We start from the raw sequence: 13,216 nt of genomic DNA, 5'->3' as shown, positions 1-13,216 counted from the left end.
TCACACGTCCTCCAGAGGTCCCGGCGAAAACTGTGGGCAATCACGCATCACAACGCCACAGAATCCCCCCGGAGCCTGACAGGCTGTCAATGGCGCGCACGTCTCATCCAGACGATTCCGCAAGTCGCCCGTGACCATTCATCTTTGAGCCGGATAGCCGTATCGGTCCTGAGACGCTGCCGCCCGGCACACCCGGAGCCGGCACGGCGCCCGCGGCCGGCTTCGCCGCGTACGCCTTCACCGGGGTTCAGCGGCTGAAGACCTCGAAGGTGACCGCGGGCTTCCCGCCGAAGCTCTCCGCCGCGCGCTGCGCGTTCCGGGTGAGGAACGTGCGGCAGTACGTCTCGGGGTCCTCGTCCGTCAACGCCTCGATGTAGCTCCGGTGTTCGAGCAGGGACCGTACGGAGCGCTCCAGACCGGGCGCCGCCTCCACGGCATGGGTGGGCGTCGCCGAACCCGCGACGGCGACCCACCGCACTCCGTCCCAGGGCGCGAGCCCCTGTTCGGTGAGCTCGGGAAAGATCCAGCGGTTCCCGGCGTCGCCCGCCGCGTCCAGGGTGGCCCGGCCCACCGCCCGGTGGTCGGGCGTGTTCCAGGCGACGCCGCCCCAGGTGTCGCGGTGGTTGAGGGTGATGACGAGTTCGGGGCGGTGCTTGCGGATGGCGGCGGTGATGTCCCGGCGCAGCCCGGTCCCGTACTCGATCACGCCGTCCTCGTAGTCCAGGAACTCCACCGCGGTGACCCCCACCACCGCCGCGCCGGCCCGCTGCTCCTGTTCCCGCAGCGGGCCGCACTTGTCCGGTTCCAGGGTGTCGATCCCGGCCTCGCCCCGGGTGGCGAGCAGGTACGCCACTTCGCGGCCGCCGTCGGTCCATCCCGCCACGGCTCCGGCGCACCCGTACTCGAGATCGTCCGGATGCGCCACCACGGCGAGGGCGCGCTGCCAGTCCGAAGGCATCGGCCGGAGCTGCTGGGACTGCTGGGACTGCTGTGTCGGCTCGGTCGTCATGCGCGCAGAATAAGCGGCGCATCATTCGTTCCGGTTCGGGCCGGGGCTGTTGCGGCGTCATACGCAGCCGCACGCGCCCCTGGGTCGCGGCGGAGAAGGCGCTTACCGAGGAGCTTCCGTGGGGACCGGACGCGAAGGGCTGCCCGGCGGCGTCGGTGTCTCGCTGCTGAGGGTGTACGACTGGCCGGCCGCCGACGGACCGTGCGGCGGCACGCCCCACCTCCGTCCCACCTGCTCCGAGGGGGTCACGGAGCACGCGACCGATATGCATGGCGTGACCCTGGTCAACTTCGCGTTGTTCGACCTGGTGGGCATGCAGCTGTCGCCGCGCATCCGGGACCTGAGGAAGATCACCCTGTACCGGATGGCCCCGCAGCGGGACGTCAACCGCCTCTGGCCAGCGGCGGGGCCCCTGCTCACCCAGAAGATCAACATTGGGCTGACCGAGGAGAACTGGGATGACTTGCTCCGCCTGGCGGGGTCGATCAAGTTCGGGCACGCCACCGCCTCGCTGATCGTCGGCAAGCTGTCCGCCTCCTCCCGGCAGAACACCCTTGCCGCGGCGCTGAAGGAGTATGGGGCTTCGCCGTACGGTCTACGCCGCCCGCTATCTGGCGGACGAGACCTACCGCAGGAAGATCACCCGGCAGCTCGACAAGGGCGAATCCCTGCACTCCCTGCGCCGCAGCCTGCTCTACGCGCACGAGGGTGCGATCCGGCACCGCCACCTGGCCGCGCAGACCGAGCAGGCATGGTGCCTGACGCTGCTGACCAACTCGGTGGTGACCTCGACGACGGAGCACTACGGACTGGACGTCGCCCAGATGCGCGCCGAGGGCCGCGCGGTCGACGACGAACTGTTGGCCCGTATCTCCCCAGCCCACTCGGAGAACGTGAACTTCTTCGGCACGATCTCCGTGGAAGTCGACACCGAACTCGCCGAGCTCGACCCGACCGGCTACCGCCCGCTGCGGCCCCGCCGCCCGGAACGGTCCTGAAGGCGCCCACTGATCACATCCGTCCCAAGGAGCTGAGCGATCCTCTGACACCAGTTGCGGCTGAGGCCTCGTACCCGGCGCAACGCCCGCTACCGGGGCTGACCGCCCCCGTTGTCCTCGAACAGGTCTCGGGTACGGCGCAGCAGCGCCTCCCGTATGCGGTCCGGTGACAGGACCCGTAGCGTGGCGCCCAGGCTGAGGAGGTAGGTGGCGAGCTGGTCGACGTCGTTGCCGCCGATTTCGACGATGGTGGCATCGGGGCCGTCCGGGTGATGGGTGCCGATCGTGGGCGGGACCAGCCGTAGCGCCTGGTCCATGGGGTGCGCCAGCCGGACTGTGACATAGAGCGGGTACACGACGCCCGCGATGGATCGAGAGACGAGGAGCGCCGGGTCGGGCGGGTCGACGAGTTCGACGGTATGTCCGGTCGGCTGTACTTGTACCACCCGGTCGGCCCGGAATGTCCGCCACTGGTCCCGGGCCACGTCCCGGGCGACGAAGTACCAGCGGCGGCCTGTGTGTACCAGGCGGTAGGGGTCGATGTCCCGGACAGTGGTCTTCCCCGCATGGTCGCGGTACGACATACGGGTGCGCTCGCCACGGCGGCAGGCGGCGGCCAGTTCCAGCAGCATGCCGGGCGAGATCTGACGTCCCTCGGGCCTGGGAGTGTGTACGAAGGTCGCATCCATCTCGCTCAGCCGGTCCGCGATCCGGGGCGGTAGGACCTGCCGTAGTTTCAACAGCGCCGACAGCGCGGCCTGGTCGCTGCCCAGGACGCCGCTGAGCGAGGCCTCTCGCAGTGCGACGGCCACGGCAAGCGCCTCCTCGTCGTCGAGGATCAGCGGTGGCACCCGGGTGCCACCGCCGAGGCGGTAGCCGCCCCAGGGTCCGGGGTCGGACTCGATGCCGTAGCCGAGTTCCCGCAGCCGGGCGATGTCCCGCCGGACCGTGCGGTCGGTGACCGCCATCCGCTCGGCCAGCTCGCGGCAGGTCCACGTCGGTCGAGTGGACAGCAGCGAGACCAGTCGCAGCAGGCGGGCGGAGGTGCTGATCACATCCCGAAGTGTTCCCCATGACCAGGACCGGAACTGTCCTGGTCCCGTCATAGCGTCCTCCCCATGAGTACCGAACCCACATCCGGACCCGCGATCCGCTTGCTGTCCGTCGACTTCGATTGCCCGGACCCCGCCGAGCTGGCCCGTTTCTACGGCGACACGCTCGGCTTGCCCGTCGTCTACTCCAGCGACGACTTCATCCTGCTCGGCCGGGAGGGTTCACCTGGACTGGGCTTCATCCGGGTGGCCGACTACCGGCGTCCGACCTGGCCGGACCCGTCCCAGGGCAAGCAGGCTCACATCGAACTGGGCGTCGACGATCTGGACGCCGCCCACGCACGGATGCTGGCACTGGGCGCCATGGAACCCCCGGTTCAACCACACCCCGACCAGCGGAGGGTCCTGCTGGACCCCGCAGGCCACCCCTTCTGCATCTCCACGCAGGACTGAGCATCGTCGGCCGGCCGATGACCATGAGCGCACCCGGCAGGGTGACGAACTCACCGTCGTCCTCATGAGGCTGTGGAGAGGCCGCGCGACTTCGCGAGTTGTGAGATCCATCTGATCAGCCAGGAACGGAGCCAACCCGGGCACGGCGCGCATCACGGAGTCTGGGGTGGGCGGGACGACACCACCGCGCAGGCCGCCCTCGCCGCCGTCCTTGGCCCTGCTGTAGGCCTCGCAGTACCAAACCGGCCTCACTGTCCTGGCCGGAGTAGGCCTGCCGGTCGATGGCCGCCCCTGATGAAACGAGCCACCAAGGCAGGGGCATGGTCCTCAGACAGGGACCATGCCCCTGCCCGGAGCGTCACGTGAGGGGCGAGCCGCTCATCTCCTTCGGGCAGCGGTCGAGATCGCCCGAACACGGGTGCCGGAGCATTCCACTCGGCTGTCTCACAAGCATGGTTCTGACACGGGGACGTCATCACTTGGTGGTGATCGGGACCCCGCAGGTCGGCCAGTGTCAGAAGCTAGTGTCACAACGATGTGTCAGAAGCCTTGTCCCGGCGTCAGGTTATGGGGCAGTGGCCCGCATGGATCTCGCCTACTGCAGGGTCAGTACCACCGCCCAGGACCTCCCCCGGCAGATCGACGCGATGCGCGCCACCGGAGTCGCCGAGGAGCACATCTATGTCGACAAGCGAACCGGCGCGAATATGGACCGAGACGGCCTGACCGCGCTGCTCGGCTTCGCGCGGCCCGGTGACCGGATCAACCTACTGACGCTGGACCGGCTGGGCCGGAACATGCGCGAGACGCTGAACCTCGTCCACGATCTCACCCAGCGCGGCATCCTCCTACGCACACTCGGTGACAAGCTCGCCGTGGACACCAGCGACCCCGGGCCCGGCACCGACATGGCCATCGCGCTACTGGTGATGTCCGCTCAGACGGAACGGATCTACATGCTGGAGCGCGCCGCCGGCGCCCGTGCCGCCAAGGAAGCCCGCGGCCTGCCTACCGGACGCCCCGCTAAATTGAACGCGACCACCCGAGCCGGAGCCGCCCAGCGGATCAAGGACGGCGCGATCCCCGAGCAGGTCGCCGCCGAACTCGGCGTCAGCCGCTCCACGCTGTATCGGGAGCTGCGCAAGCACCGCGAGGGTGCCATCGTCGAACAAGTCGGACGGGAAGGGTGATCAGCGGTCCAGGCCAGATCCCCGCAGGTCATCCGTATCCGTTGCTTTTGCGGCGATTACTACGGGGATCCCCGTGCCGGTATGAACTTCGAATCCAGCCGGGTGAAGCCCGGCATCTCACGCTACCGATGGGGCCGGGCCGGGTCCGCCCTGTGCGCTGTCGCCGCCTCGGCGGTACTGGTGAGCGGATGCGGGGACGGCAACGGCGGTGGAGGGGAGGCATCCCCCGGCACCACCGCCGGGAACACGACGGCGTCGAGTCCGGCGCGGACGGACAGCCCGACGGACACCGGGGGCTCACCGAGGACCAGGCCGAACGCAAGGCCCTGCTCCCGTCCGCCCAAGTCAGCTACGACAAGGCTGCCAGTACGGCGGTGGGGGAGGTTCCGGGAGGCAAGCTGACCGGGATCGAGCTGAAGAGCGGTCCGGAATGGACTGCCGAGGTCACCGCGGAGGACGGCACCGCGCACAGCGTCCGCATCGACGCCGTCTCGGGCAAGGTGACCCGGTCCGGTGCGGAGGCCGACCAGGACGCCGACGACAGGCGTGAACTGGCCGATCGGCTGGCCGGGGCCAAGCAGACCTGGCAGCAGGCGGCCAGAACCGCCACGGAGAAGAAGAGTGGCACGGTCAGCTCCGTCCAGCTCGACGGCAACGACGGCGGGACCCTCATCTGGTCCGTCGATGTCGTGACCACCGACGACTGGGACAAGACCACGTTCGACATCGACGCGGCGAGCGGAAAGATCGTGCGCGAGCACGTCGACCGCGACTGATGCGGCAATCGCCGCTTTGCTGCTCCCCGCCACGGGATGCCCCGGGCCCTCGCGTGTCCGCCGGCCCGGCCGACACCGGGCCACGAGCCGGCGGCGGGGCTACGGCCGACGGCGAGGTTTGCCGCGCTTGCCGCCTTTGGGGCCGCTGGAACCACTGGAACCGCTCCGGGCGGAACCGCTCCGCGGGTTCTTCCCGGCCGCCTTGCCGGCCGTTTTGCCAGTCGGCTTGGCGGCCGGCTTGCTCTTGCCCTTGGGCTGGGGCGGGGTCGGCGGTCGGCCGCGGGTGCTGTTGACGGTGCGCCCGCGGACGATGCCGATGAACTGCTCCACCAGGTCCGTGGTCGCGTCCTCGGGCCACGACAGCGCGATGCGCGACTCGGGCGTGCCCGTCACGGGCCGGTAGGTGAGGTCCTTGCGGTGGTGCAGGCGGGCGAGCGACTGCGGGACGACCAGCACGCCCACGCCCGCCGCCACCAGCTCGACGGCGTCCACCGTCGTGGCGGGCCGCTCGATCGCGGGCCGTCCGGGCGGACGCTCCCAGTCGAGGACGTCGTCGAGGGGGTGCAGCACGATCTCGTCGGCGAGATCCTCGGCGGACACCTCGTCGACCGCCGCCATGAGGTGGTCCTTGGGGACCACGACGACCGTCGTCTCCGTATAGAGGGGGATCGCGCTGAGATCCGTACGGTCGACCGGCAGCCGTACGAAACCTGCGTCGGCTCCGCGGGCCCGCAGCACGTCGAACGCTTCGGCGGCGGAGACCGCGACGAGGTTCAGGGGGACGTCGGGCAGCCGCTCGTTCCAGATCCGCACCCACTTCGTGGGGGTCACCCCGGGGACGTAGGCGAGCCGAAACGAAGGAGGTACTTCCGAGCCTGTCACTCCCCCAGGTTACCGGCCGTGGTCGGAGGTAGCGCACATGCTCGATACCCTTGACACCATGACGTCGCACCAGAACACCCAGACCATGAAGCCCGCGACCGCGGCGAAGAAGCTGGGTGTGTACCTCGAGGCCACCCCCGCCGAGTTCCAGGAGGGTGTCGTCTCGCGCACCGAACTGAACGCGCTGCAGGCCGATCCGCCCGAGTGGCTCCAGGAACTGCGGCGCAACGGCCCGCACCCCCGGCCGGTGGTCGCGGCGAAGCTGGGCATCTCCATCTCCGGTCTCGCCCGTGGCGGGGTCACTGACGCCCTCACCACGGAGCAGATCGACGCGCTGAAGAACGAGAACCCCGAGTGGCTCCAGAAGGAGCGCGCCACCCAGGCGGAGGTCCGCAAGGAAGCGGTGCGTATCAAGGAGAAGAACGCGGAGTGAGGTGAGCGGCCCCGGTTCCCGGAAGCGCGCCTCGAATCCGCCTGTGCATTTCGGCCCGATGAGACGCTCCCCTCAGGGGAGCACCGGGGCACACAAGCCGTAATCTCGATACGTGGATGCGACGCGGGTCTCTCGTCGCATGAGCGCTCCGTGTCCGGCTGTCCACCGCGCGCTTGTCGACGCAGTCGCAATCGCGGAGTGGAGAGTTCCAAACGGTATGAGCAGCCACGTGCATGGGCTTGTCTCCCGCGAAGGCGGCTCATTCCGAATTTCCCTCACGTTCGAGGCGCCGAACGGAATCGGAAAGTCGGCGGCACTGATGTCCCCGTCGTGCACGAAGGAATTCCCGACAGCGTTCCCGCCACCGGCAACGAGACCGGTACGCGAAGGGCACCGGCGTATCCCGCCAAGCTCGTTGAGACCGGCTGGCGCATGGCTCACAGCCACTCGTTGACAGCTGCGACCAGCCGCCCCGCTGCCTCCTGTCTCCTGCCCCCTGTGGCGGAAGTGCCGGCCACAGGGTCCACAGGTGGCGATGTGAGCGGGTGGTACCTTCCGGAGCCATGAACGACAGCGTGTACGTGGGCAATGCGGGCAAGGACGCAGCGCTGGACCGGGGGTGGCTGCTCGGGCACTTCAAGGACGTCTCCGACCCTCGGCACAGCGAGACCGTCGAGATCAAATGGGGCGTCCACCCGCAGGGCGACGAACGGGCGCAGTGGGTGACCGGCGAGAAGCGTACGGCCCTGTTGGTCCTCATCAGCGGTCGTTTCCGGGTGGAACTTCCCGGGCGCAGTGTTCTGCTGGCCCAGCAGGGGGACTACGTCGTGTGGGGCCGGGGCGTCGACCATTCCTGGTACGCGGAGGAAGAATCCGTCGTACTGACGGTTCGCTGGCCGTCTGTCCCCGGCTACAAGGTGACTGATGAAGAGGACCGTGCCGGAGTGCTTGCCTGACACCGTGGTGAGTGCCGGGCCCAGCCACTGGTACGTGTGGATGGCTGTCAGACCAGGCTTGGCCGGCAGGACGGGAAAGCGCGCGAACAGGGTCGGCAGAGGATCGGTGCCAGGCGGGCATCGCCCCCCTTTCATGCCTCTTTTCCGTGCCTCCTTCCGTGACCGCCGTCCGAGCGGATGGCACCAGCCCGATGTCTCCCGGACCGCACGCGGGGATACGGCTCGGGCCGGACGCGCGCCCGGCCCGTGACCAGGGCCCCGTTTTCCCGTTTCCCGAAAAGCGCCCGAAAGGCGTTCGCATGCGTCCCTCCGGTCAGGCGCTGGATGCGGTGGCGCGGGAGTGCGAGGGGCACCGTGGGGCGGGGGGCTCCGGTGGTGCCGGCCGACGTCACGGACTCCGGGGCTGTCGGGGACCTCGCCCAGTGAGCGGTGCGGTGGTTCGGCCGCACTGACGTGTGGGCCGACGCTGCGGCCGTGACCGTGTCCGGTCCCTTCCACGGGGTGCCTCCGGAGGACTTCCGCAAGGTCATGGACGTCGATGTCATGGGGTACGCGCACGGCGCCCGGGCTGCCCTTCGGGTGATGCGCGAGCAGGGCCGGGGAACGCTGGTGAACGTCTCGTCCGCCGTGGGCGTGGTGAAGTCAGCCGCACACCCACGCTTACGGCATGTCGAAGCACGCCGTCCGGGCCTTGAGCGCGAGCCTGCGTCAGGAGCCGCGGCTGGAGGGGGCCGAGCACGTCCACGTGTGCACGGTGCTGCCCGCCACGATCGACACACCGCTGTTCGGGCACGCCGCGCACTGCACGGGCCGCAGGCCGGTTGCCACGCCTCCGGTCTACAGTCCCCAGCGCTTCGCCAGGGCCGTGGTGGACCTGGCGAGGGTGCCCCGGCGTGAAGCAGTGGTCGGGCCGCCGGGCCGTTCCCTGGTGCCGCAGTCGAGGCCGCGCCGGGGCCGACGGAACGGATGACGGCCCGTCAGTTGGGCAAGACCCACCTGTCCCGCGAGGAGCCCGCTCCCGCCGGTCACAGCACCCCGCACGTACCGGCGCCGGGCCGGGAGCCGTCCATGGCGGGTGGGGCGGACGGGGCGGGCGGCGGCGCACCACGATGCGCCGGGTCCGGACCCGCTGAGCGGCTGGTACGCACACGAGTTCACCGCTGCGGCCGGCACCCGCGTACCTGCTGCCGTCCTGGGGCCCGCAGGTGTTCCCGAGGTAGTGTGCGTACACGGTTTTGGCTGCTCCTGCCGCTACTTGGTTCGGGGAAGTCACCGGGTCGCTTCCGCAGGGCCGGCCGGCGGAAGCACTTCGCGCCGGACACGGGCCGAACCGCTGAAGGCATCCCACCGGACCGGGTGCGCCCTGTGCGACCGGAGGGCCGGCCCCCTTCGCCCTCGTCGCCGTGAAGCAATCATTTCCGTGCCCTGGGCGTCGGCCTGGTGGCGTGGCGGCTGTTCTGTGTCAAGGAGGGGGTGCCGGTGCGAAAGCTCTCGGGCAGCGCGGGGCCGGACGTGGCCGTACTCGTCGGACTGCAGGCTTCCGGGAAGTCCACCTTCTACGAGCAGCGCCTCGCCGGCCGTTACACGCTGGTGAGCAAGGACCTGTTTCCTCGCGCCGCGCGGAACAAGCAGCAGCGGCAGATGCGTCTGGTGGAAGAGGCGCTGACCGCCGGGGAATCGGTGGCGGTCGACAACACCAACCCGTCGCCGCAGGAGTGGGAGCCCTTGGTGGCCCTGGGCCACACCCGGGGTGCGACGGTGACGGCGTACTGGTTTCCCCCGGACGTCCCGGGCTCGCTCCGGCGCAACGCCGCACGGGAGGGACGAGACCGCGTCCCCGACGTGGGCGTCCATGCCACGTTCAAGCGGTTGGGCAAGCCGTCGCTGTCGGACGGGTTCGACACCGTGCTGGAGGTGCGGTTCGACGGCCACGGCGGGTTCGAGGTACGGCGGGACCCTGACGCCGGGTGACTGGCTGCCTCGGGACAGCGCACCGGGCCGGGCGCCCGAATCGGCGCCCGGCCCGGCCGCGCTCCGGGTGCCCACGAGGTGGGTGCCCGGAGCGCACAGGAATCATCTATTCCGGAACGATGTTCTCCGCCTGCGGGCCCTTCTGGCCTTGCGTGACGTCGAAGGACACCCTCTGCCCCTCCTGGAGCTCACGAAAGCCCTGGGCGGCGATGTTCGAGTAGTGCGCGAAGACGTCGGGACCGCCGCCGTCCTGCTCGATGAAGCCGAAACCCTTCTCGCTGTTGAACCACTTCACGGTGCCCGTAGCCATACCGGTCTCCTGGAATCAAAGGGGCGGATACCGCACAGCACGGCACCCGGAGGTGATCGCCGGGCCCATGAAGACTCTGAACAGCATAAGGAACTGTGATCGCGATCACAGGCGAACAGGGTTCGGAACCACGACTGCTATGACATCGACCGTACCCGAGCAGTGCTCGCACCGCTATGCACCGCGACGCAGAATCCCCACCTGCACCGTAATGGGGTAAGGCTCCGCGAGATTCGCCCCCACCGGGAAACCCGTGCGCGGTGGCACCGAATAGCCGCGGACGGCCGGCTCCCCCGTCACGGAATTCAAAATGTTGAACGAGTAACCGGTCGTTCGCTTGGACGGCAGCGTCAGTAATGGTTTCCGCATGAATGCGATCACCGTGAAGGCTGCCACCCACACCGGACTCCCCTCGGGCGGGTTGGCGCACCGGGCGGCCGGCGAAGGTCATCCGCCGACCGCCCCCTCGGGCAGGGTCGGCGGATGTGCCCGCGGGCCTTCTCTCCGTCGGCAGTTCGGCCGGTCAGTGGGCGTCGCTCTGCATGGCCGAGCCGAATGCGGACATGCAGGGGTAGCAGTAGCGTTCGGCGGCTGCCTCACCGGGCGGAGCTGCGAGGGGCGGAGCGAGGCGACTTCCGCAGAGAGTGCTGGCGGGCGCATCCTTGGCAATGACATGCCAGACCAGTTCGCCTCTGTCCACGGTGGGCTCGGCGCGCATCTCGTACATCGGCGTGCCTTTCTTCATTGCGGGGAGGGAGGGGGGACCGGTCCGCTGTCCATCAGAGCCCCTGACGGCCGAAAGGGCCAACGGACGTAGGCCGACAGAAGGAATCCGGGATGCCGGAGGTTTACCGGCACGCGTCCGTCAGCCGGACGGCGCTCAGCCCAGGCGCCCACGGCCGAACCGCGAGAAGACGTGGCGGGACAGGCACAGGGCGCGGGCCCGGAGGCCCGCAGCCTTACTCGGCCTCCGGGCTCTCGACTCGGTACGTCTTGGTCCAGGCGGCCCCGCACCGGCAACCGAACTCCTCGACCAGTTCACCCTCTTCCGAGACTGCCATGCCCCGGTTGAGACGGACGTGTACATGCTGTTTGCTCATAGTGACCACTCTTCGTTGCGGGCGGATTCCTGGCGGGAACGTTCCCAGGGTGGACATATGCCGTCCGTTGCACCAATGACCCAGGTCACACCCTCCTTTTCGTCATCCCGCAGCGGAAGGGCCCGAGAAAGGAGGAAACCCTGAGACATGAGGAATCCGCTCCCCGCGTGCGGATGCGGGGAGTGCGCCCACCAGGACAAGGTCGTGCAGGTCACAGCCGTTGCACTGCGGGTTCTCGCTCACCTCATTACACCGGGCGAGGTCATGGGGCCGGATTTCTCCGCCCTCCGAAGGCGCGGACCTGTTCGGAGAACCCGACCCCAGCGACTAAATGCTTTTGTACGCCTTTAACAGCTCGGTGACAGCGCGATTGCGGAACGGCCCCTGGGCGCTTCCGGTGGTCGGGGCCGGGCGTTGGAACGGACATGGAGCTTTTCAGCAGCAAGCCGGTCACGGCGCCCGATCCTCCGCTGCGCGGCGCGTACCGGCCCGACTCGCCGCTGCACGCACGGGAAGGCTGCGTGCAGTGCGGGCGGATGCGCAAGGCCGAAGCCCGGAACACGTACGCCGCCGGGGCAGCCGGGCCGGGTACGTCCCGGCTGTCGGCCCACCGCACTGAGCCAGGCGCATGGCCGGAGTCCGCGGTCGACCGGCTGGCGGGACCGGCGCGGACGGTGATACTCGCCGTCGCCGTGTGCACGATTCTCTCGGCGATGCTCGCCGTCTCGCTGGTGTGACGCCGCTCGCAGGGCCCACGACCGGGTTCCCTCCCGGCTGTTCCCGGCCTTCTTCGCTTCCGGCAGCTCATTCGGACCACCTGCGGTGGTGGCGGACGGCGTTCTGACCACACGGTGAGTGAAGGGTCGCGAACCGGCGACATCCGAAGCACTTCGAAGGAGCCCTCCCATGTCGGAACGCAACACCGTCCTGCGCAGCCTTCACGACGTGGGCCTGGCCGCCTGGTTCGGCGGCGCGCTCATGGGAGCGGTCGGGTTGAACGGCGCGGCCGGGGACGAGGGCGGCACCGAAGCGACCACTGCCCGCATCGCCAGTTCCGGCTGGTCGAAATGGACACCCGTCAACGCGGCCGCGATCGCCGTGCACCTGGTCGGCGGCAGCGGCCTGCTGACGGCCAACGCCGCCCGTGTCGCCGGTCAGCGAGGGGTGGCAGCCTCCACCCTGGCCAAGACCGTCCTCACCGGCGCGGCTCTGGCCGCCACCGCCTACGCCCGGGCGCTGGGCAAAAAGGTGGAGTCCGCGTCCTCGCCCCAGCCCGAGTCCGAGGACGGACACAGGGTCTCCAGGCATCCGGCCGACATGGAGAAGGTGAATCAGCGGTTGACGTGCATGCAGTGGGCGGTGCCCGCACTGACCGGCGGCCTGATCGTTCTCAACGCCCTGCACGGCGAGCAGCAGCGTCCCGAGCAGCAGGCGGAGGGCATGTGGCACCGTGCCATGGCCCCGCTGCCCCGGCACTGCTGAGCGCACGAGTGGCAGGCCGAAACGGGCGGGACCAGGCAGGACGGGCCCGGTCAGCCGTCCGCGGCGGCCAGCCGCGCGCGGGCCACAGTCAGTGCCTGATCGGGGTGACGCGTTCCAGTGATGACGCACAGCGTGTAGGCCGTGTCCTCCAGCCTGCGCTTCAGCTCGGCCGAGGCGGACGAGCCCTCTGTGGCCGTACGCAGGGCTTCGTATCGCGACACAAGCTCGTGAAGGACAGTTGAGTGGGCCATCAGCATGAACGTTTCCGCCTTCCCGCTCGCCAACGGATGGTGGGAGGGCGGTTCGACCTCCCTGAGGCCGGGGTCCACAGACCCCGGGCCGGGACCGCCCGTCCCGAAGTAGGTGTGCCCCGCGCTCGGCTGCGCACACACCACCGTGATGCAACCGTGACGCGGTTCGCGGTCCGTCCTGTACGGACCCGGAGCACCGTGCGGCCTCCGGCCGCTTCTCCCCCTGGTTCGTGAGAAGTGGTAGGGGGTAGTCACGGGACATGATCACTGTGGGTGTCGAGGAGGAGTACCTGCTGCTCGATCCGGGCACGGGCCTGCCGGTGCCGCTGGCCGAGGAGGTGCGGGGGTCGTCG

The 13,216-nt window shown here is 69.4% G+C and carries 17 protein-coding genes and 3 pseudogenes; 13 read left to right on the top strand and 7 right to left on the bottom strand.

Annotation, left to right across the window (positions count from 1 at the left end; genetic code table 11):
- Positions 1–247: 247 nt before the first annotated feature.
- Complete coding sequence (locus ACWDZ4_RS26260; protein WP_451510849.1) at positions 248–1,009, bottom strand: PIG-L deacetylase family protein; 762 nt, start codon at positions 1,007–1,009, stop codon at positions 248–250.
- Positions 1,010–1,127: 118 nt separating this feature from the next.
- Here ACWDZ4_RS26260 and ACWDZ4_RS26255 point away from each other — a divergent pair.
- The 3 genes and pseudogenes from ACWDZ4_RS26255 to ACWDZ4_RS26245 form a co-directional block, all read left to right on the top strand.
- A pseudogene (locus tag ACWDZ4_RS26255) lies at positions 1,128–1,253 on the top strand (cupin); the annotation flags it as partial.
- Between the two features lie 21 nt (positions 1,254–1,274).
- A pseudogene (locus ACWDZ4_RS26250) lies at positions 1,275–1,529 on the top strand (Tn3 family transposase); the annotation flags it as partial.
- Positions 1,530–1,584: 55 nt separating this feature from the next.
- Positions 1,585–2,007 carry a Tn3 family transposase gene (locus ACWDZ4_RS26245; RefSeq protein WP_451510848.1) on the top strand — a complete coding sequence of 141 codons (423 nt, stop codon included), beginning with the start codon at positions 1,585–1,587 and terminating at the stop codon, positions 2,005–2,007.
- An 89-nt stretch (positions 2,008–2,096) separates the two neighbouring features.
- Here ACWDZ4_RS26245 and ACWDZ4_RS26240 read toward each other — a convergent pair whose 3' ends face one another.
- The gene (locus ACWDZ4_RS26240) at positions 2,097–3,062 is read right to left on the bottom strand and encodes a helix-turn-helix transcriptional regulator (protein ID WP_451510847.1); all 966 of its coding nucleotides are present in this window, start codon (positions 3,060–3,062) and stop codon (positions 2,097–2,099) included.
- Between the two features lie 63 nt (positions 3,063–3,125).
- Here ACWDZ4_RS26240 and ACWDZ4_RS26235 point away from each other — a divergent pair, with 63 nt between their 5' ends.
- The 3 genes from ACWDZ4_RS26235 (at position 3,126) to ACWDZ4_RS26225 (ending at position 5,478) form a co-directional block, all read left to right on the top strand.
- Complete coding sequence (locus ACWDZ4_RS26235) at positions 3,126–3,512, top strand: VOC family protein (protein ID WP_451510846.1); 387 nt, start codon at positions 3,126–3,128, stop codon at positions 3,510–3,512.
- 584 nt (positions 3,513–4,096) lie between these two features.
- Positions 4,097–4,702, top strand: coding sequence for a recombinase family protein (locus tag ACWDZ4_RS26230; RefSeq protein WP_451510845.1), 606 nt, complete (start codon positions 4,097–4,099; stop codon positions 4,700–4,702).
- A gap of 188 nt (positions 4,703–4,890) precedes the next feature.
- Positions 4,891–5,478 (top strand): PepSY domain-containing protein, encoded by a 588-nt coding sequence (locus ACWDZ4_RS26225; RefSeq protein ID WP_451510844.1) that lies wholly within the window; start codon positions 4,891–4,893, stop codon positions 5,476–5,478.
- A gap of 99 nt (positions 5,479–5,577) precedes the next feature.
- On the opposite strand, the gene ACWDZ4_RS26220 is transcribed toward ACWDZ4_RS26225, so the two are convergent.
- A complete protein-coding gene (locus ACWDZ4_RS26220; RefSeq protein ID WP_451510843.1) occupies positions 5,578–6,360 on the bottom strand; it encodes a LysR substrate-binding domain-containing protein in 783 nt (260 codons plus the stop codon).
- 58 nt (positions 6,361–6,418) lie between these two features.
- On the opposite strand from ACWDZ4_RS26220, the gene ACWDZ4_RS26215 reads away from it, so the two are divergent.
- The 5 genes and pseudogenes from ACWDZ4_RS26215 (at position 6,419) to ACWDZ4_RS26195 (ending at position 9,720) form a co-directional block, all read left to right on the top strand.
- Complete coding sequence (locus tag ACWDZ4_RS26215; RefSeq protein WP_451510842.1) at positions 6,419–6,793, top strand: DUF5997 family protein; 375 nt, start codon at positions 6,419–6,421, stop codon at positions 6,791–6,793.
- A gap of 563 nt (positions 6,794–7,356) precedes the next feature.
- Positions 7,357–7,749 carry a signal peptidase I gene (locus tag ACWDZ4_RS26210; protein WP_451510841.1) on the top strand — a complete coding sequence of 131 codons (393 nt, stop codon included), beginning with the start codon at positions 7,357–7,359 and terminating at the stop codon, positions 7,747–7,749.
- A gap of 429 nt (positions 7,750–8,178) precedes the next feature.
- Positions 8,179–8,337: pseudogene (locus ACWDZ4_RS26205) on the top strand (SDR family oxidoreductase); the annotation flags it as partial.
- A gap of 79 nt (positions 8,338–8,416) precedes the next feature.
- Complete coding sequence (locus tag ACWDZ4_RS26200) at positions 8,417–8,719, top strand: hypothetical protein (RefSeq protein ID WP_451510920.1); 303 nt, start codon at positions 8,417–8,419, stop codon at positions 8,717–8,719.
- 509 nt (positions 8,720–9,228) lie between these two features.
- Positions 9,229–9,720, top strand: a complete 492-nt coding sequence (locus ACWDZ4_RS26195; RefSeq protein WP_451510840.1) for an AAA family ATPase — start codon at positions 9,229–9,231, stop codon at positions 9,718–9,720.
- Positions 9,721–9,826: 106 nt separating this feature from the next.
- Here ACWDZ4_RS26195 and ACWDZ4_RS26190 read toward each other — a convergent pair whose 3' ends face one another.
- From ACWDZ4_RS26190 to ACWDZ4_RS26180, 3 genes are all read right to left on the bottom strand, one after another.
- Complete coding sequence (locus ACWDZ4_RS26190; RefSeq protein ID WP_093797454.1) at positions 9,827–10,030, bottom strand: cold-shock protein; 204 nt, start codon at positions 10,028–10,030, stop codon at positions 9,827–9,829.
- A 174-nt stretch (positions 10,031–10,204) separates the two neighbouring features.
- On the bottom strand, positions 10,205–10,426 hold the full coding sequence (locus tag ACWDZ4_RS26185; RefSeq protein WP_451510839.1) for a hypothetical protein: 222 nt from the start codon (positions 10,424–10,426) through the stop codon (positions 10,205–10,207).
- Between the two features lie 563 nt (positions 10,427–10,989).
- Positions 10,990–11,130 carry a hypothetical protein gene (locus ACWDZ4_RS26180; RefSeq protein ID WP_451510838.1) on the bottom strand — a complete coding sequence of 47 codons (141 nt, stop codon included), beginning with the start codon at positions 11,128–11,130 and terminating at the stop codon, positions 10,990–10,992.
- 425 nt (positions 11,131–11,555) lie between these two features.
- On the opposite strand from ACWDZ4_RS26180, the gene ACWDZ4_RS26175 reads away from it, so the two are divergent.
- On the top strand, positions 11,556–11,867 hold the full coding sequence (locus tag ACWDZ4_RS26175) for a hypothetical protein (RefSeq protein WP_451510837.1): 312 nt from the start codon (positions 11,556–11,558) through the stop codon (positions 11,865–11,867).
- A gap of 169 nt (positions 11,868–12,036) precedes the next feature.
- Entirely contained in the window at positions 12,037–12,612 is a 576-nt protein-coding gene (locus tag ACWDZ4_RS26170) for a hypothetical protein (protein ID WP_451510836.1), read from the top strand.
- A gap of 50 nt (positions 12,613–12,662) precedes the next feature.
- Here ACWDZ4_RS26170 and ACWDZ4_RS26165 read toward each other — a convergent pair whose 3' ends face one another.
- Positions 12,663–12,863, bottom strand: coding sequence for a DUF5133 domain-containing protein (locus ACWDZ4_RS26165; RefSeq protein ID WP_451510835.1), 201 nt, complete (start codon positions 12,861–12,863; stop codon positions 12,663–12,665).
- Positions 12,864–13,216 lie beyond the last annotated feature (353 nt).

This window comes from Streptomyces sp. NPDC003016 (genome assembly GCF_053591455.1).
This window is presented reverse-complemented; position numbering and strand designations above follow the sequence as displayed.